Annotated in this window: 18 protein-coding genes and 1 riboswitch; of the genes, 14 read left to right on the forward strand and 4 right to left on the reverse strand. The window is 47.9% G+C overall.

Annotated features, from left to right (window positions below; all coding sequences use genetic code 11):
- Window positions 1-6 precede the first annotated feature (6 nt).
- The 4 genes from clpP (at window position 7) to MKY85_RS07330 (ending at window position 2,682) form a co-directional block, all read left to right on the forward strand.
- A complete protein-coding gene (gene clpP / locus MKY85_RS07315) occupies window positions 7-588 on the forward strand; it encodes an ATP-dependent Clp endopeptidase proteolytic subunit ClpP (RefSeq protein WP_017689971.1) in 582 nt (193 codons plus the stop codon).
- Between the two features lie 228 nt (window positions 589-816).
- Window positions 817-1,191, forward strand: a complete 375-nt coding sequence (locus MKY85_RS07320; RefSeq protein ID WP_339242960.1) for a GntR family transcriptional regulator — start codon at window positions 817-819, stop codon at window positions 1,189-1,191.
- Between the two features lie 5 nt (window positions 1,192-1,196).
- A complete protein-coding gene (locus tag MKY85_RS07325; protein ID WP_342573293.1) occupies window positions 1,197-2,063 on the forward strand; it encodes an ABC transporter ATP-binding protein in 867 nt (288 codons plus the stop codon).
- Complete coding sequence (locus MKY85_RS07330) at window positions 2,056-2,682, forward strand: ABC-2 transporter permease (RefSeq protein ID WP_339259643.1); 627 nt, start codon at window positions 2,056-2,058, stop codon at window positions 2,680-2,682. The genes MKY85_RS07325 and MKY85_RS07330 overlap by 8 nt, the downstream gene beginning before the upstream one ends.
- Window positions 2,683-2,774: 92 nt before the next feature.
- On the opposite strand, the gene MKY85_RS07335 is transcribed toward MKY85_RS07330, so the two are convergent.
- Window positions 2,775-4,196 (reverse strand): PLP-dependent aminotransferase family protein, encoded by a 1,422-nt coding sequence (locus tag MKY85_RS07335; RefSeq protein WP_342572213.1) that lies wholly within the window; start codon window positions 4,194-4,196, stop codon window positions 2,775-2,777.
- Window positions 4,197-4,316: 120 nt separating this feature from the next.
- Here MKY85_RS07335 and MKY85_RS07340 point away from each other — a divergent pair, with 120 nt between their 5' ends.
- A complete protein-coding gene (locus MKY85_RS07340) occupies window positions 4,317-5,255 on the forward strand; it encodes an EamA family transporter (protein ID WP_342572214.1) in 939 nt (312 codons plus the stop codon).
- Window positions 5,256-5,319: 64 nt separating this feature from the next.
- On the opposite strand, the gene MKY85_RS07345 is transcribed toward MKY85_RS07340, so the two are convergent.
- Entirely contained in the window at window positions 5,320-5,889 is a 570-nt protein-coding gene (locus tag MKY85_RS07345; protein WP_342572215.1) for a TetR/AcrR family transcriptional regulator, read from the reverse strand.
- A 156-nt stretch (window positions 5,890-6,045) separates the two neighbouring features.
- On the opposite strand from MKY85_RS07345, the gene MKY85_RS07350 reads away from it, so the two are divergent.
- Window positions 6,046-7,572, forward strand: coding sequence for an FAD-dependent monooxygenase (locus MKY85_RS07350; RefSeq protein WP_342572216.1), 1,527 nt, complete (start codon window positions 6,046-6,048; stop codon window positions 7,570-7,572).
- Between the two features lie 41 nt (window positions 7,573-7,613).
- A complete protein-coding gene (locus tag MKY85_RS07355) occupies window positions 7,614-7,793 on the forward strand; it encodes a hypothetical protein (RefSeq protein WP_342572217.1) in 180 nt (59 codons plus the stop codon).
- Between the two features lie 114 nt (window positions 7,794-7,907).
- On the opposite strand, the gene MKY85_RS07360 is transcribed toward MKY85_RS07355, so the two are convergent.
- Together MKY85_RS07360 and MKY85_RS07365 are read right to left on the reverse strand one after the other, a co-directional pair.
- On the reverse strand, window positions 7,908-8,711 hold the full coding sequence (locus tag MKY85_RS07360) for a Cof-type HAD-IIB family hydrolase (RefSeq protein WP_192134328.1): 804 nt from the start codon (window positions 8,709-8,711) through the stop codon (window positions 7,908-7,910).
- 279 nt (window positions 8,712-8,990) lie between these two features.
- Window positions 8,991-9,995 (reverse strand): lipoate--protein ligase, encoded by a 1,005-nt coding sequence (locus MKY85_RS07365; RefSeq protein WP_339240444.1) that lies wholly within the window; start codon window positions 9,993-9,995, stop codon window positions 8,991-8,993.
- A gap of 189 nt (window positions 9,996-10,184) precedes the next feature.
- On the opposite strand from MKY85_RS07365, the gene cobD reads away from it, so the two are divergent.
- The 7 genes from cobD to MKY85_RS07400 all read left to right on the forward strand — a co-directional run bounded on the left by cobD (window position 10,185) and on the right by MKY85_RS07400 (window position 17,494).
- A complete protein-coding gene (gene cobD / locus MKY85_RS07370; protein WP_342572218.1) occupies window positions 10,185-11,375 on the forward strand; it encodes a threonine-phosphate decarboxylase CobD in 1,191 nt (396 codons plus the stop codon).
- Window positions 11,372-12,202, forward strand: a complete 831-nt coding sequence (locus tag MKY85_RS07375; protein ID WP_342572219.1) for an adenosylcobinamide amidohydrolase — start codon at window positions 11,372-11,374, stop codon at window positions 12,200-12,202. The genes cobD and MKY85_RS07375 overlap by 4 nt, the downstream gene beginning before the upstream one ends.
- Window positions 12,203-12,246: 44 nt before the next feature.
- Window positions 12,247-13,227 carry an adenosylcobinamide-phosphate synthase CbiB gene (gene cbiB / locus MKY85_RS07380; RefSeq protein WP_342573295.1) on the forward strand — a complete coding sequence of 327 codons (981 nt, stop codon included), beginning with the start codon at window positions 12,247-12,249 and terminating at the stop codon, window positions 13,225-13,227.
- Window positions 13,218-13,904 carry a histidine phosphatase family protein gene (locus MKY85_RS07385; protein ID WP_342572220.1) on the forward strand — a complete coding sequence of 229 codons (687 nt, stop codon included), beginning with the start codon at window positions 13,218-13,220 and terminating at the stop codon, window positions 13,902-13,904. Before cbiB ends, MKY85_RS07385 begins: the two co-directional genes overlap by 10 nt.
- Window positions 13,905-14,082: 178 nt before the next feature.
- A riboswitch (cobalamin riboswitch) is annotated at window positions 14,083-14,201 on the forward strand.
- 442 nt (window positions 14,202-14,643) lie between these two features.
- Window positions 14,644-15,642, forward strand: a complete 999-nt coding sequence (locus MKY85_RS07390; protein ID WP_342572221.1) for an ABC transporter substrate-binding protein — start codon at window positions 14,644-14,646, stop codon at window positions 15,640-15,642.
- Window positions 15,639-16,685 carry an iron chelate uptake ABC transporter family permease subunit gene (locus MKY85_RS07395; RefSeq protein WP_307414522.1) on the forward strand — a complete coding sequence of 349 codons (1,047 nt, stop codon included), beginning with the start codon at window positions 15,639-15,641 and terminating at the stop codon, window positions 16,683-16,685. Before MKY85_RS07390 ends, MKY85_RS07395 begins: the two co-directional genes overlap by 4 nt.
- A complete protein-coding gene (locus tag MKY85_RS07400) occupies window positions 16,682-17,494 on the forward strand; it encodes an ABC transporter ATP-binding protein (RefSeq protein ID WP_342572222.1) in 813 nt (270 codons plus the stop codon). Before MKY85_RS07395 ends, MKY85_RS07400 begins: the two co-directional genes overlap by 4 nt.
- Window positions 17,495-17,525: the final 31 nt, after the last annotated feature.

The following is a 17,525-nucleotide window of genomic DNA, read 5'->3' on the forward strand; positions in this document are numbered from 1 at the left end:
ACACACATGAATGTAGTACCCTATGTAGTGGAACAGACCGCTCGTGGTGAGCGGAGTTATGATATTTATTCACGTTTGCTCAAAGACCGAATTATTATGGTTTCCGGGGAGATTGAAGATCAGATGGCAAATGCCATTGTGGCTCAGTTGTTATTTTTGACTGCCGAGGACCCGGAGAAAGATATTCAGATGTACATTAACAGCCCTGGTGGGTCGGTGACCGCGGGATTTTCGATCTATGACACGATGCAATTCGTGAAGCCGGATATCTCCACGATCTGTACAGGTATGGCGGCAAGTTTTGGTACGATATTGTTGGTGGGTGGAACAAAAGGCAAACGTATGGCGTTGCCCAACAGTGAGATCATGATCCATCAGCCACATGGCGGTACGCGAGGGCAGGCGTCGGATATGCTGATTCATGCTAACCGCATCATTCAACATCGTCAACGTCTTAACAAGCTGTTAGCCGATCATACAGGACAGTCTATTGAGCGGATTGAGAAGGACTCAGATCGAGATTATTTCCTGACTGCTGCTGAAGCAGTCGAATATGGATTGGTGGATAAAGTCATATCCAGCTCATAACAGTAGCCCGGAGGGTCATGTGACCTTTCGGGCTTGATTAACCAAGAGGACGAACAGGAAACTGACGTCCTCTTTTTTGTCGTCCAGATTTGCCAGCCCATGTCTATGGATCGAATCAGAATTGAGAATAATGTGAAAAAAGATTGACCATCGGTAGGTATAGTGTATATATTATATATACACACTATACCTACCGAAAACTATTCAACATCAATGAGGTGAGGAAAGATTAACATTTTAATATCGAACGCATCGAGCGATCCGATCTATATGCAGATTTTAACTCAGATCAGACAGAGCATCTTGAGCGGAGAATTGGTTGCTGGAGATAGTCTTCCTTCCATTAGGCAGCTCGCCAAGGATCTGCAAGTCAGTGTTATTACAACTAAACGTGTCTATGAAGAGCTGGAGAAGGAGAAGCTGATCGATTCAGTTGTAGGAAAAGGTAGCTTCGTATCTGGAGTCAATCAGGATTTTATTCGGGAGCGACGGATGAAACAATTAGAAGAGAAAATGCTCGAAGTAATTGGGGAGAGCAAAAAACTGGGTATGAGTGCACAGGATGTAATCCAACACTTTACATTGTTGTATGAGGAGGAGTAAGCATGATGAACGCCATCGAATTACGTAATGTAACCAAAACGTATCCCTTATTTAAAGTGGATAATGTATCTCTGGATGTCAAAAAAGGATATATCACAGGACTCATTGGCCCCAATGGGGCGGGAAAGAGTACAATTATCAAAATGATCACGGGGCTGATTGGTCCCGATAAGGGAAGTGTCCGAACATTGGGCAGCGAGATGTCCAATCATGAAGTTAACATCAAGCAACGCCTTGGCATTGTGTCTGATGAATGTTTTTACTATGAGCATCTAACAATCCGTGAAATGACACAAATGATCGCTCCTTTCTACACTAAATGGGACGATAAAGCGTTTAATGGCTATCTGGATCAGTTCGAACTATCTCCCAAAAAGAAGATCCAGGATCTTTCCAAAGGCATGAAGATAAAATTTTCTCTTGCCGTAGCTCTGTCACATGAAGCAGATCTGCTGATTATGGATGAACCGACATCTGGGCTTGATCCTGTGTTTAGGCGGGAACTGCTCGATCTTCTTGCGGATATGATACAGGACGAGACACGGTCCATTATTTTCTCTACGCATATTACAACCGATCTGGAACGTATTGCAGACTACATTACGTTTATTCATCAAGGAAAACTGGTGTTTAATGAAGCCAAAGATGATGTGTTGGAAAGATATACGATTGTAAAAGGGGATATGGATCTGCTTGATTCCGACATTCGGAAACATTTCATTGGAATACGCGAGACAGCCGTTGGTTTTGAAGCGTTGTCGGACCATAAGGCAGAGGCGGAACAGTTGTTTGGTAGACTTGCTCTTTTACAAAGACCTACGTTGGAAGACCTCATTTACTTTACCGCGAAGGGAGGACGCAAATATGCTTAATCTACTTCGTAAAGACTTTATTGTACTGAAAAGTTCGCTATGGACGATTGGATTATACCTTGTGGTGTTTAGTCTCGCATTTATACCAAAGAGTGAAATGTCGATGTATTTTGTAGGCATCTACACAGCTTTTGGATCGGTCATGCTGGCAACCATGATTGATATCAAAAACCATAATCATAAATTTTTGGTTACGCTCCCGATTAGCCGCAAACAGATTGTGAAAGCCAAGTACCTCTCTGCTATAATCTATACAGTATTCGGGGTGCTCGCCTCGTATGGAATTCACAAGCTTGTGAAGCTAAATTATCCTGAACTGAACAAACCGAATTTTTCACTAATGGATATTGTCATTTCGGTAGGTATGGTGCTTTTGCTAGTCTCCATATACATGCCTCTTTTCTACGGACTTAGCAAAAAAGGGGCAGGCATCATCAATGCGATCTTTATGCTCTGCATGATTATACTGGCGCAACCGGTTGCTTACCTTATGAGTGTGGCGAGCGAGAAGGGCGTGATTACCACGTCGACAATGACATTGGTTTTCGTAGGCATTATTGGCTTGTTTTCTGTGTCCTATCTCATTACGATTCGCTTGTTTGCAAGAAAAGACCTTTAAGCGCAGAGCGGATACGTATAGAAAGTATAAAAAAAGTAAAGTCGCCATAAGGCGACTTTTTTGATGTGGCTCATGTTCAAGGAGATCAAACTTTACATTTCGTTGGCTAACGTAATAAGCCTGTTCATGCCTTCCCGAATCTGCTGCTCATGTGCATAAGAGAAGGACAAACGCAGCTTGCGACTGGCTGAATGATCCGAAGAATCGAATACGGTTCCGGGTACAAAGGCAACGGATTGTTCCATGCATCGGTGAAGCAGTCTTCCGGTATCCACGCCCTTCGGAAGCTCCACCCAAAAGTTGAGTCCGCCCTCGGGTCGGGTCCACGTCCAGTCCGTTTCCAGCAGATATTGTTCCATCACTTCCATACGTAGTTGAATGGCGGTCCGCAGCTTGGACAGATGCTGATGCATACGTTCTGACTGAAAATAACGGAGAAAAAGCTTCTGATTCAGGAGAGGCGATCCGTTATCTGTCAGTGATTTTACGGCCTGTAGTCCTGGCATGAAACGCTGACGGCATATGATGGCTGCAATCCGCAGCCCGGGTGCAACATACTTGCTATAACTGCGAATGTACAAGGTGTGTCCCGTGGTGTCATAGGTGAAAATGGGTGCAGGGGGTTTCTCCTTAAAATAGATATCATAGGTGCTGTCGTCCTCGAGCAGAAAACAACCGTACTGTTCTGCAAGTTCGGGTAACTGTTTGCGCTGTTCTACTAGAACATTAATACCGGTTGGATTCTGAAAGGTCGGTGTCATATAAAAGAGGCGTGGCTTCTCACTCTTCATCAGCTGTTCGATCTGCTCCAGATCATAACCCTCGGGATGAATGTCGGTGAAGATGAGCCGGGCACCTTGTTTGCGGAAAATCTCCATTGCCGGTCCATACGTAGGCCGTTCCATCAAGACCCGATCTCCGGGCTTGACCAGTGTCCGCGAGATGACGTCAATCGCTTGCTGGGCACCCGATGTAATTAACACCTCGTCTGCGGAGAGGTAGAAGCGTTCCTTGGTTGTCAGATGGCTTGCCATCGCACTACGCAATTCCAGATCTCCTTGAATCGTGGAGTACGTTCCAAGCAGACGTGGATATTGATCCAACAGATCGCGCATCAGTTCTCCCCAATACCGATTGGGAAGCAAGGCGGGATCAATCAATGATTTGGAAAACTGGAATTCGGCTTCAAGCGATTGTACATGTGCGAGGGAGTCCCAATGCAACCAGGCAGACACGGCGGGATCATCCGCCTGATCTGTTACTGAGAATGGAGTTGCTGGACTCACATAATAGCCGGACTTGTCCTTCACATAAACATTCCCGCGCTCCTTTAACTCCTGATAGGCTTTGAAAACGGTCAGCCGATGTACGCCGAGCAGCTCGGACAGGCTTCGTACAGATGGCAGTTTTTCATGTTCAGCCCACTCTCCCGCTTCAATACGTACAACGAGATAATGGATGACTTGCTCATATAATTTCAGGCTGTTATCTGTCATCATCAAGGTTTTGCCCATCCGGCTCACACTCCTTTTGAACTCTATTGTAACAGCTAATCGGCGACAACTGTTCTGTTTTGTTCATTCTGTTCTGTAGACCATGAGATATGATGAAGAACAGATAAAGGAGTGGTTTTCATGGTGGGTATTGCATTTACGGTCATGTGTCTTATTTTCGGTACAACGTTTCTGGCTATTAAAATTGGAGTGGAGGCTGGCATGCCGCCTTTTATGTCAGCCGGACTGCGTTTTGTAATCGCGGGAGCGCTGATGTTTGCATGGATGTGGATGAAGGGCAAAGTGAGCTGGTCCCTGCTGTTCCGCAAGGAGATGCTGTTGACGGGAGCGGGTCTGACCTTCGGCACCTTTGCCACATTATATTGGGCTGAACAGCATGTGAGCTCGGGTGTAGGTGCCATTTTGTCAGCGACAGGGCCGCTGATGATTATGCTAATGCAGACGGCGCTGTTACGGCAAAAAACATCTGCCCGTATGATGGTGGGCTGCCTAATCGGGTTCACCGGTGTGGTTCTGGTTGTGCTGCCAGGTGTATCGCTTGGTGCAGGTTCCCTGTTCATGTGGGGCTGTATTGCGGTATTGGTGGGGGAAGTCTGTTATTCGGCAGGCGCATTGTACTCCAAAAAGGTCATTCATCAGTTCAAGGAGGCTAGTCCTGTAGCCATTAATGCGGTGCAGATGATGTACGGGGGATTGCTGCTGACTCTGCTCTCTGCTGGAACGGAATCGTGGAATATGTCTGTTCTGGATTGGGTGCCTGCAGTCTCGTCGGTCATCTATCTGACGGTCATTGGCTCGATGGTGGGGCATAGTCTGTTCTACTGGATTATGTCGCGTACCAATCCGTTATTCCCGGCAACCTGGTTATACATCTCACCGCCCATCGCCGTTGGGCTTGGCGCTGTTGTCTATGGTGAGCATGTCAGCTGGATTACGTGGATCGGTGTGGTACTGGTCGTTTCAGGTCTGCTGGCGATGAATGAGAAGGTGAGCGGCTGGTTGAAAAAAGGAAAGCGTGCGAGGGTGACAGTGCAGGCTTCCGAAACTGTTTTAAAATAGGTAAAGACTAATAGTATGCAGCTCCATCTCAAAATCAGTTCTTGATTTTAGGTTGAGCTGTTTGTTATTCCAACATAATGTTCTCGTTAACCAGTTGGTAGTAGTATTCATCCATCTGTTCTGCTGTAACATTTTCTTCGAAATGTTGTATCCACCACGTCACAAGTAAACGAATTACCCCCGAGCGAAACTCGGCTACCAGTTCTATGGGAAGTGAAAATTGTTTACCTCTTCTCTTCAATTCCAGAAAATCTCTTCTGAATATCTCTCCGATAAAATGTATGAAAAAGTTGTTAAAGCCCTCATCCTTCTGTTGGTTCTGCACGACGGTCTCCAGTACATTGCCAAACAAAATTTTAGATACGCTTTGCAAAGGCTGCTGTAGTCGATCTTCTACATTCATTTGTAAATAATCCCGAAGGACCCAAGTTAGGGTGGAGGACAGTAGAGCAAATTTATCCTTAAAATGTTTGTAAAACGTGGTCCGGTGAACCATAGCTTTGTCACATATTTCATTAATCGTGATGTTGCTGAATAGCTGGCCTTTCTCGCATAACAGATCGAGTAGCGCCATTGTTAACAATTTATGAGTTCGGGTAACTCTCAAATCCACCTTTTTACCAATCATTTTCATCTACATCATTTCCTTATTGTAGTTTAGCTATATAGTATCCTGATATTGATTCTTACTTGATAGGAGATTTCGAGTGTATATTGGTATTATAAGTAATTTTTTGATATAGCTATAAGTATGGATGGATTATAATGGATTAGAGAGGATGAAGTGGCGATGTCCGACATGAAAAAAGCTTTAGTAATTGGGGCAGGTATTGCAGGGTTAATCACTGCAAGGATGTTATCTGATTATTATGATGAAGTATGTATCATTGAGCGAGATGAATTGCCTTCTGAGCCGGCGAATCGGCAGGGTGTGCCTCAATCCTTTCATCCACATCGTGTATTACCGCGCGGCGGACTCATTTTGGAACATTACTTTCCCGGATACAATGATGAATTGGTCGCACTTGGCGCCATTCCTTCACAGGAAGAGAAAGTTGTGATTGCCAATCGCTACGGTACATTGGTGAATAAGGCGAATGCTGCTTCCTCATTCAAAATTGCATCGAGCAGTAGAGCCTTGCTGGAATGGGTACTGCGTCAGCGAGTCCGGAACATAGATCATATAAGCTTTTTAACGAATACAGAAGTTACGGGATTAATGGCATCAGAAGATCAGCGTTCCATTACAGGTGTGTATACCAAAGAAAGAGGCCGGGATCATCAGGAAGAAATGCTTGCAGCGGATATGGTTATAGATGCTGCGGGACGTTCTTCCAAATTAAATAGATGGCTTGGTAAGATAGGGCTGTCCGTGCCTGAGCCGGAAGTACTAAAGGTGTCTCTTGGTTACAGCACTCGCTATTATAAGATACCACCCTCTATTCAAAATAACTGGGCAACGGTCATAACAGAATCCGATCCTGCGCAAGGAATGCGTGCAGGCATGTTGTGGCGCATTGAAAATGATATCGCTGGACTATTACTGTTTAACGCAGGAGGAGATGAATATCCTTCAACCCATCCAGATGAATTCCAAGAACAAATCAAGCTTCTGTTTGCTTCGGATGATAACATAGCGTTGATAGACCAGCTGGAGCCTTTTCAAGGACCGCGGGGATACCGTATTTCCGAATCTGTCCGTCAACATTTTGAACTCATGGAGAATTGGCCCTCCGGATTACTCGTACTTGGCGATGCATTTTGCAGCTTCGATCCGATCCATGGCCAAGGCATGACGGTCGCTGCAATTGAAGCCGAGACCATAGGGAAATGTTTGGATGAGCAGCGAATGCACCTTGAGCCACAGTTTGAACGCCAAGTACTGCATCGTATGCAGCAGGCAATTGAACCGGCCTGGTGGCTTAGTTCTGTGGCTGATCTGCGTTGGAAAGGGGTCGTACATATCGGGCATTCCCGAATGAAAGGGGTCGCCTTTGCGCAGAAATATATCAATTTGTTCAACAAGCAGGCCATGAAAAAGGCGAGTCACGAAAACAATAAGCATCTCTTTATTTTGCAGTTCCTGATGAATGCTTTAATTCTTCCACCAAGAGAATTTTTTAAAGCGGACGTTCTGAATATGATCCTGAATGATAACGGTTCCGAAGAAGAATTGGAGTTAAGAGCAGAGCTTGGTGTACAGGATCCTGAGCGGTTTCAGCAAAGAATTGATGAGCTCCTTCCGTCTTTTCAGTTGGAGCCTGATGGCCGAATCAAGAAACTGCTGGAGTCTATTCAACATGCCTTGAGCAAGTAAGCAGTTTAAAAGTGGGGGGGGAGTCGGGGAGGAGGCAAAACATGAAACAAATCATTCTTAATTTCTTAGCTAGCATTGTAATCTCATTCATTGTATTTTTTATTGTTTTGTTTTTTGACGATGTCCCAGATACAGGTCGTGTCATCTTAGCTATGGCGATTACGATTTCACTACAGTTATCCCTGATCACCGCATTATTGCTCTCAAAACATAAAAAATAACAGAGAAAATATACCAAATATAATCTTATAAACAGCAAAATGACTTATTTTTAAACATCAAAAAAACAGCCCTGCACAGTGAAATTCACTGACCGGGCTGTTTGTTGACCTTATCTACTCTGCGTTCAATACAAACTTCTCAATAACCTCTTTTACACCGTCTTCGTTATTACTTGCGGTAATGTAGTCTGCCAGCTCTTTCAACGCAGGGATGGCATTTCCCATCGCTACACCAAGACCAGCAACTTCAAGCATCTCATGGTCATTCCAGGAGTCGCCGATGGCAATACACTCGCTGAGCTGGTGACCAAAGTGATCAGCCAGGAACGTAAGGGCGTGGCCTTTAGTTCCTTCATTGTGCATAATCTCGAGGAAGTAAGGTTTGGATTTGGTAATATGCACTTGAGGTCCGAGCAATTCACGCAGTTCAACAGCAACCTTATCCAAGTAGTCAGGCTCATCGATAATAAGCAGCTTCGGTGTCTTCTGTTCGATGACTTTGATGAAATCAGATTCGATATAATATTGGGTGCCGTTTAGTTTGGCATAATCACGCAGCTTGTCGTTTTCCTCACGGGCATACAGCTTGTCGTCAATGTATGTTTGAAGGTGGAGATTGTTCTCCAGGCAGTAATCATACAATTTGCGGGAAGCTTCCTGTGGAACGTAACGCTCATAAAGTACTTTTTCGTCCAGCAGGTTTTTCACCAAAGCGCCTTGATACGTAATAATTGGCACGTTAAGTCCGGTTTGACGAGCGAGGGCTTGTGCGGAAGCATAAGCACGTCCAGTCGCCAGCGTTACCGTTACACCATGGGCAACTGCTTGTTCCAGTGCAGTCTGTGTAGCAGGGGTAACTTCCTTGTTGTCGTTGATCAGGGTGTCATCAATGTCGATTGCAATCAATTTGTAGGTCATCTGTGTTTCTCTCCTTTTTTATCTGTATCTATACTAACGAACGAAAAAATAAGTTTTACACGAGGCCACTCCGAATACAGATTCATCTTTCGATCGCTGTTATCCCCGGATTTTTGATTCTATTCCCCTAAGGGGAAATCCGTTGATAAGCGTATGCTTCCGATGTAGCTTTTTTTCAAAAAGCTTTAAGCGAACGCTTCGCTTCTCCCGATAAATTCTGTCTTCTCCGTTAACGTGTAATCTTAGACTCCGTTCTAAAACTATACTTCCATCTAAATCTTACTCTTCCAGGAAAACAAGGCCAATAAAGTCTTCCAGCTCAAGGTTGCCGAAGTAATGTTTTACATCCAGGCCCTCAAGTGCAGTACGCACCTCGGATTCCTCATAACGCTTGCCGCGCAGCATATTTTCGATATCCGCCACATCGCCTACACCGAAGAAGTCGCCAAAGATTTTGATATCCTCAATGCGTCCATCCTTGATGTTCATGCGCAGATCGATGATGCCGACAGGGAATTTGCGAGTGTGCTTCACATTGCTTTCCGGAGACAAGCCATAGTTCCAGTCCCAGTTGTTATAACGCTCAGCAGAGATTTCCTTGATTTTGTCCCAGTCCTTCTCAGTGAGCGTGTACTGTGGAACGTCCTTAGGCTCCATTCTGAAAATGTGACGCAAAAGCTCATCACGGAACTGCTCGATCGTCAGGTTGGTGTCAATCAGATCCCGTATGTTGGCGACCCGGCTGCGCACGGACTTAGTGCTCTTGGATTTGAATTTCTCGGGATTGACGTTCAGGGAAGCCTGAACATGCTCCAGATTCAGATCAAACATCAAGGTGCCATGACTGAACATGCGCCCACGTGTGGAAAACTGGGCGTTGCCCGAAATTTTCTTTTCGCCCACTTGCAGATCATTACGCCCGGTCAACTCGGCATTTACACCAAGCTCGTGCAAAGCTTCAACGACAGGCTGGGTAAACTTGCGGAAATTGTGGAAGGATTGACCGTCATCCGCTGTAATAAAACTGAAATTCAGGTTGCCCAGATCGTGATATACCGCTCCGCCGCCGGAAAGACGACGAACCACCTGCACACCGTTATCCTGAACGTACTCAATATTAATTTCTTCAATTGTATTTTGGTGCTTTCCGATGATGATCGACGGACGGTTGATGTAGAACAGCAGATAGCTGTCATCCTCCATCGGCAGATGCTTCAGAATGTACTCCTCAATGGCAAGGTTTACAGAAGGATCTGTAATGCCCTGGTTGTCTACAAACAGCATGGTCATTCCTCCATTAATGTATGTGAGGGATTGCTAGTCCCTTATGTAGTGAACCTTGGATATCAAACGGAACCGAAATTCCTCTTCTATTGTAAACGAATTATGGTTGGGACACAAAGAAAACAGGATTGACCCACACCTCCCGTGCCATCCATAATAAAAAGGACATACAGAAAGGATGACGGAAGAATGACCGGTTATATCGAAGTGTTCGGACATGGCGGGGACGTGGAGACGGCTGCGTCACGATTTGGGGGGGAAGCCGCTGAATTTCTGGATTTCAGTGCCAACATTAATCCGCTCGGTCCGCCCAGAGAAGTGCTGGAGTCTATACAGCAAGGGTTGCAGTCCGTGATTCGGTACCCCGATCCGGGGCATCGAAGATTCAAAGCACTGCTGAGCGAGCGTCTTGGTGTGATGCAGGAGCAGATTTCCGTGGGCAATGGTGCAGCCGAAAGTATGGCGCTCATTCTGCTGGGGCTTTCCCCGCGCAAGGTGGGTACGGTGGAACCGGGATTCTCAGAGTATAGGGCGTTGGCACAACAATTCGGTGCCGAGGTTGTGCATACAGAGGGAAGAGAAGAGCTGGCGTGGCGAGCGGAACCCGAGGACATCGAACAGCTCATGGAAAAGGTAGACCTGTTCTTCCTCGGTCAGCCCAACAATCCGAACGGTGTACAATATCCGCTTGAGGTATTGCAAAGGCTTGCCCGCAAAGCGGAAAAAACGGGAACCGTACTCGTCATTGACGAGGCCTTTATGGATTTTATTCCGTTAGCCCGGCGCCAGTCCCTGGCAGCACATCTGAATGACTATCCCAATGTGATTATCATTCGTTCGATGACGAAGTTTTATGCCATTCCGGGCTTGCGTCTCGGATATGCTTTGGGCCGTGCGGAATACATCCAGGCACTGACGAAGAAACAGGTGACCTGGAGTGTTAACGGTCTGGCGCTTATGGCAGGTGAAGCCTGTCTGCGCAGTGGAGAACGGTACGAACAGGAGACCCTATCACAGATCACGCGGGAACGGGAACATCTCATCGCTGGACTGCAGGCGTATGGATGTGCGGTGACACCGGGAGAAGCGAACTTTATTTTGGCACGTGTACCGGCGCCTTGGACAGCAGCATCCATGCAGGAGGCGCTGGGCCAAAGGGGTATCCTGATTCGCAGCTGTGCGATGTATCCGGGACTTGATGAAGGCCATGTACGTTTCGCGGTCAAGGATGCAGACGCCAATGCCACATTACTCGAAGTGCTGGGCAGCGTGCTGGAAAGCAAGGGAGATCCGAATGCTGATCAGACTTCCATTCATGAATCAAGTCAGCAGGAGCAGACGAAAGATTCGGAACAGGAACAGGGAGGGAAACGGCAGTGACACTCCCGTTTTATAACTACTTCGCGAATGGAAAAACAGACGAGAATGAATATGCAGCCTCTTCCTGGCCGGGACTAAACATATCTGCATCTGAACGACATATCAAAGCACAGAGCCCAAGGGCTGCCCAAGCGTTGTCGAGTGCGGTATATGGCGGTGGGATGCTTGAACTGGATCGCATATTTAATATCTATGTGGACAAGCATTACCGCTGTGATGATCCGCCGCGTGATATCGAACAAGCACTGAACGAATGGCATGAGCCAGAAGATCAATGTGCCGGATTGTTGACAGCGGTAAGGCTGGAGCATACCTCCATTCAGGAATTTACAAGTGATGAATTTGGTCTTCTGTGCTGCACCACTGCGGGGGTATCGAATGCAGCACGCGCGGGTTCGGAGAGAACGGTATTTGATGCAGCGGGAAATAAGAAGATGGCTTCCGACATGAAGCGTTCTGCTCCTTCAGCACGGAATCTAACGAAGCAGCCCTATGTCCCGGGTACAATTAACATCATGCTCTGGTTGAATGGACGCATGACCACCGGGGCGATGGTGAATGCGGTGCAGACGGCGGTGGAAGCCAAAGCGGCAGCGCTGGCGGATGCAGGTGTTTTGGATTCGGAGAACGGGTTGCCCGCCACCGGCACCACAACTGATGCCATTGTGTTTGCAGTACGTCAGGCAGTGGAGGAACCACAACCGATGATCACTTATGCCGGGACGGCGACTACGGCGGGGGCGGCGATTGGCAGATTGGTATACGACACGGTGACGGAGAGCCTTCAGGCCGGACTGTTATGGAAAGAGAGGATCAGGCACAAATGACTTTTGAGATAGAGCATCTATGGACCTGGCCGTTCTGGACAGGCATGGCTGGAGCCTGGATTATTATACTGGCGTACCTGTTAGACCGATGTATCGGTGATCCGCGCTGGATTCCCCACCCGGTGATTGGCATGGGAAAAGGCATCTCGGCGTTGGAGCGTGTTATTCGCTCGCGTGTGAACACAGATTCGGGGCTGAAGAGAGCAGGGCTGTTGTTCCCGCTTGTGGTTGCGGGGGGTTCTTTTGCCATCACTTGGGGACTTGTATATGTGCTTGGATTGATTCATCCTGTCATTGCGGCGGCAGCTGAAGTGGTGCTCATCGCAACGACCATTGCTTCAAAAGGGCTGAAGGATGCAGGTATGGAAGTGTATCGTCATCTGAAGCATCAGGATTGGCCGGCGGCCAGACGTTCACTGAGTATGATTGTAGGACGTGATACGGCGCATCTGGATGAACCGGAGGTTGTGCGGGGAACGGTAGAGACGGTTGCCGAAAATATCGTGGATGCCATTGTATCCCCGTTATTCTATGCGCTTATTGGAGGCGCTCCGCTAGCCATGGCTTATCGTGCCGTCAACACACTGGATTCCATGGTCGGATATAAAAATGACAAGTATCTGCATCTTGGTTGGGCCTCGGCCCGTCTGGATGATGTGGCGAACTGGATACCCGCCCGGCTCACCGCAATGCTGTTAATCGTGGGTGCCTGGGTCATGAAATTTGATGCCAAAGGAGCAGCACGGATGGTCGCTCGGGATGCAAGACTGCATCCAAGTCCGAATAGCGGGTTTCCCGAATCAGCAGTGGCTGGAGCACTGGGCATCCGACTTGGCGGACATAACGTGTATCACGGAGTTGCTTCGTTTCGTGCCTATATGGGCGAGGCCACACGGCCGATGGAAGCCGAGGATATTGTGCGAACATCACGCCTAATGTTCTGGTCCGCAGGGGCTTTTGTTGCACTTTGTGTGTTAATATCGCTGGGTGGCTGGCTGGCAGGAGGGATGCTGTTATGGCCCTAAATGAGGGGGATGCAGGCAAGGACATACATACGGATCAACCGGCTTCAATGAAAAGAAACATTCTGTGGGTCCGTCACGGGACAACGCTATGGAATGTGGAAAAAAGATACCTGGGGCATACCGACATCGGTCTGCTGCCAGATGCCAAAGAAGAACTGGCTCCGCTTCATGAACAATTGAGCCGTGTTTCGTGGCACGAGGTATATTGCAGTGATCTGCTGCGCTGCCGACAGACGCTGGAACAGATTCTTCCTGATGCCAGCGGAGAGGTGAAGTTCGATTCGCGTCTGCGTGAAATTGATTTTGGACAGTGGGAAGGGCTAACATATGAGCAGCTCAAGGATAACCCTGAGTACCGAAACTGGATTGATGCGCCGCAGAAGGTCACTCCGCCTGATGGGGAATCGTGGCAGGAGTTTACGGGACGGTTGGATTCCTTTCTCCAAGAGATGTTGTTGGAGGGTCGTCCTTCGATGCACGTTGATGAGGGGCGCGAGTCAACCATAGTTGTGGTTACGCATGGTGGTGTCATCCGGTATGCCTTGTCCCGTCTGATTGCCGGGCTTGGATTCTGGGATACACATGTTGTCCCGGGACAGGCGATTCAGGTTCAGCTTGATCAACAGGGGAATGAGTGGTTTGGAAGCAGAGTGACTTTTCCGCCAATCGGGTTGTAAGGATGTACAATATACCCTATAATCACAACAGAAGTGTGACTTCAGCATGGATACAGATACGGTGCAGGCTGTGAAGGCTAATGCGTATATAACATGCAGAAATTACATGACAATGATATACCATATCAGCGACCAAGGGTCCCGCGTGTGAAGGCTGTTTTCATGGCAGATTAGTACGAGTCGTGAAACACACAAGGGTGAAATGGGGAAGCCGGTGCAAATCCGGCACGGTCCCGCCACTGTAAAACAGGATGATTCCTGTAAGTCAGGTTACCTGCCCTGGACGTACAAACCGGTGTTCCTTCGAGGAAAGGACAGCGTTTCGGGCTATTCTATGCGCATGGACAACCCTTGGTTGAACATGTACAGATCGCCATATGCGAGACGTCATCCCTGATCCTGGACGTATGGATTGGGGATTTTTTATTGTTCATGTAAAAGAACCGAACTTTTACACGTTAACGAAGAGTGCAGAACCGATCTGAAGAAACGAAGTGTTCGCTTAAAGCTTTCTACAAGAAAGCTACATTGGAAGCATACGCTTATCCCCGGATTTTCCCTTTCGAAAAGGGAATCAAACAAATCTGGGGATAACAGCGATCGGAAGATGGTACTGCAATCGGAGTGGATTTGTGTAAAATTGATGGGTTTAACTTGTACAGGAACACCAAGGCATGGGAGCAGGAGTTTGAGCACGATGCAAGAAAATAGCACAAATAGAGAAGGGGAGAATAACAGAATGAATTTCAAGAATTGGAAAAGCGTAGCGTCCCTGCTAAGTGCAGCGGCACTCGTACTGGCTTTGGCCGGATGTGGCAATGCAACAACGAACGAGGGCACAGGTACTTCACAGCAACCGGCACAGGAGCAGTCCGAAGGCCAGGCGCAGACGGACCTCAAAACACAATATCCACTGACCGTTACGGATGCAACGGGTGAGTCTTTCACTTTTGAAAAGGCGCCAGCCAAAATTGTATCCGTGTCTCCGGCTGAGACGGAATCCCTGTTTGCCCTTGGATTGGACGATCAAATCGTTGGTGTATCCGACTATGACGATTATCCGGAAGCAGCAACAACCAAAGCGAAAATGGGTGGCATCACCAAGCCCAACGAAGAGTCCATCATTGCATCTGAAGCCGACATTGTCTTTACAGGTATCTCGATGAGTGAGGATGCCGTGAAGAAGCTGCGCGAACTCGGTATTACCATTTTCAAAACGGATCCTAAATCCATTGACGATGTGATGAACAATATCGAAACCTTCGGTAAAATCACCGATCATCAGGAAAAAGCACAAGAAATCATCACTCAGATGAAACAGGACGTGACGGATGTAACCGAAGCGGTGAAGGCAGTTAAACCGGAAGAGAAGAAAAAAGTATACGTTGAATTCTCCCCAGGTTGGTCGGTAGGTAAAGGTGAGTTCATGGACGAACTGATCACTGTAGCCGGAGGAACCAATATCGCCTCAAACGAAAAAGGCTGGTACCAAATCAATGAAGAAAACGTGATTGCCTCCAACCCCGATGTAATCTTGTATGCCAACGATGTAATTGATGAAAACTCCAAAACACTGGATCAGATCATCAAGGCGCGCAGCGGCTGGGATCAAATTACGGCTGTGAAAAATGACGCGGTTATTGGCCTGGATGCCAACCTGCTGAGCCGTCCGGGTCCACGGGTAACTCAAGGGTTGAAAGAAGTAGCCAAAGCGATCTACCCTGACTTGTTCCAATGAGTAAAAAGCTGATCCTGTTCGGAACGACGGGCATGGTGCTGCTGGTGCTCACTGTGCTCATCTGCACGGGCATTGGTTCAGTAGCTTTGCCAATTCGGGATATTGCCGGAATCCTGATTCACAAAATTCCCTGGGTGGGCGACTGGATTACACCGGATTGGAATAAGGCAGCCGAACAGATTATCTGGAAAGTGCGTTTTCCGCGTGTACTGCTTGCTGTGCTCGTGGGGGCTTCACTGGCTATTGCGGGTGCGGGCTTCCAGGGTGTGCTGCGTAATCCGCTGGCCGATCCGTTTACGCTCGGTGTATCATCCGGTGCGTCGGTAGGGGCGGCTTTCCTGATTTTTTTCGGATTGCAGTACGCACTGATCGGAATCTGGACGTTACCTCTAATTGCATTTTTAACGGGTGTAATCACGTTATGGTTTGTGATGGCACTAGCTCGTGAAGGGCGTAAAATACCAACACACAGCCTCATTCTGGCTGGTGTGGTCATGCAAAGTTTCCTGGGAGCAGTTGTTTCCTTCCTGTCGACCATGTCGAAACAGACGATTAATGAAATTATATACTGGACGATGGGAAGTCTGGCATTACGCGGGTGGTCGTATACGGCCATCCTTTTCCCGTATTTTCTGCTGGGGCTGGTCTTTCTCTGGAGCCGGGCACGCTCGTTAAATGTGCTTGCGCTGGGAGAACGTCAAGCGGCACATATCGGGATCGGCGTGGACAGGCTTAAGCTCTCCGTGCTGGCAGTAGGCACACTGCTGACCGCAGGGGCTGTCTCGGTATCCGGTGTCATTGGTTTCGTTGGATTGGTGATCCCGCATATGTTACGGCTGCTGGTGGGGCCGGATTATCGACTGCTGGTACCTTTGTCTGCCATTGGTGGAGCGATCTTCATGGTGTGGGCCGATACCATCGCAAGGTCGTTGCTGGCGCCCACTGAAATTCCGCTCGGGGTGGTCACCGCCTTTGTTGGTGCGCCGTTCTTTGCTTACCTGCTGCACCGGAATAAAAAGTTGCAGAAGGGGATGATGCCATGAATTCCAGTACCGGTTCAAACTCAACTTCACTTATTTCCATTAAGGGAGCAGGAAAGTCATATGGTAATCATCAGGCATTGCGTACTATAGACTGGCATGTTGATGAAGGTGACTGGTGGGGAATTGTTGGTCCAAACGGTAGCGGCAAGTCCACTCTGATCCAGCTTATTGCTGGTACGGAACAGTTAAGCGAAGGTCAGATCCGTATCGATGGTCGGGATATCAGCTCATACAGCCGTAAGGACTTGTCACGCATGATTGCTGTATTGCAGCAGGACGGTTTGCCACCTATCTCCTATCCCGTACGGGACGTGGTGGAGATGGGGCGATATCCGTACCAGAACTGGCTGGGGCGGGAAACGGGTGATGGTGCACTTGTGGTAGACAGGGTACTTGAAGATCTGGGATTGACGGAGCTCGCGGACAGACCACTGGATGCGCTCAGCGGCGGACAACGGCAACGGGTCGCACTAGCAAAAGTCATGGCTCAGGAGCCACGGTTGTTGTTGCTGGACGAGCCGACCACGTTTCTGGATATTAAGTATCAATTGCAATTCATGGAATTGTTATCGGCCTGGCGACAGAGAAATAACATTACGATTGTGGCTGTGCTGCATGATCTGAATCTGGCCGCATTATTTTGCGATCACATTCTGGCGCTGCGTGAGGGCATGGCGGTGGGAAAGGGCACACCTCATACGTTAATCAACGAAGCGAATATTCAGGACATATTTCGCGTCAAACCCGCAATTGTCTCCCATCCCGACCATGCCATACCTCAACTGCTGCTACGGCGGGACATCGATTAATTGAAGCGGGGCAACCCATATTTTGATGAAG

Origin of the sequence: Paenibacillus sp. FSL R5-0749, assembly GCF_038595085.1 — a bacterium.
Classification (GTDB): Bacteria; Bacillota; Bacilli; order Paenibacillales; family Paenibacillaceae; genus Paenibacillus.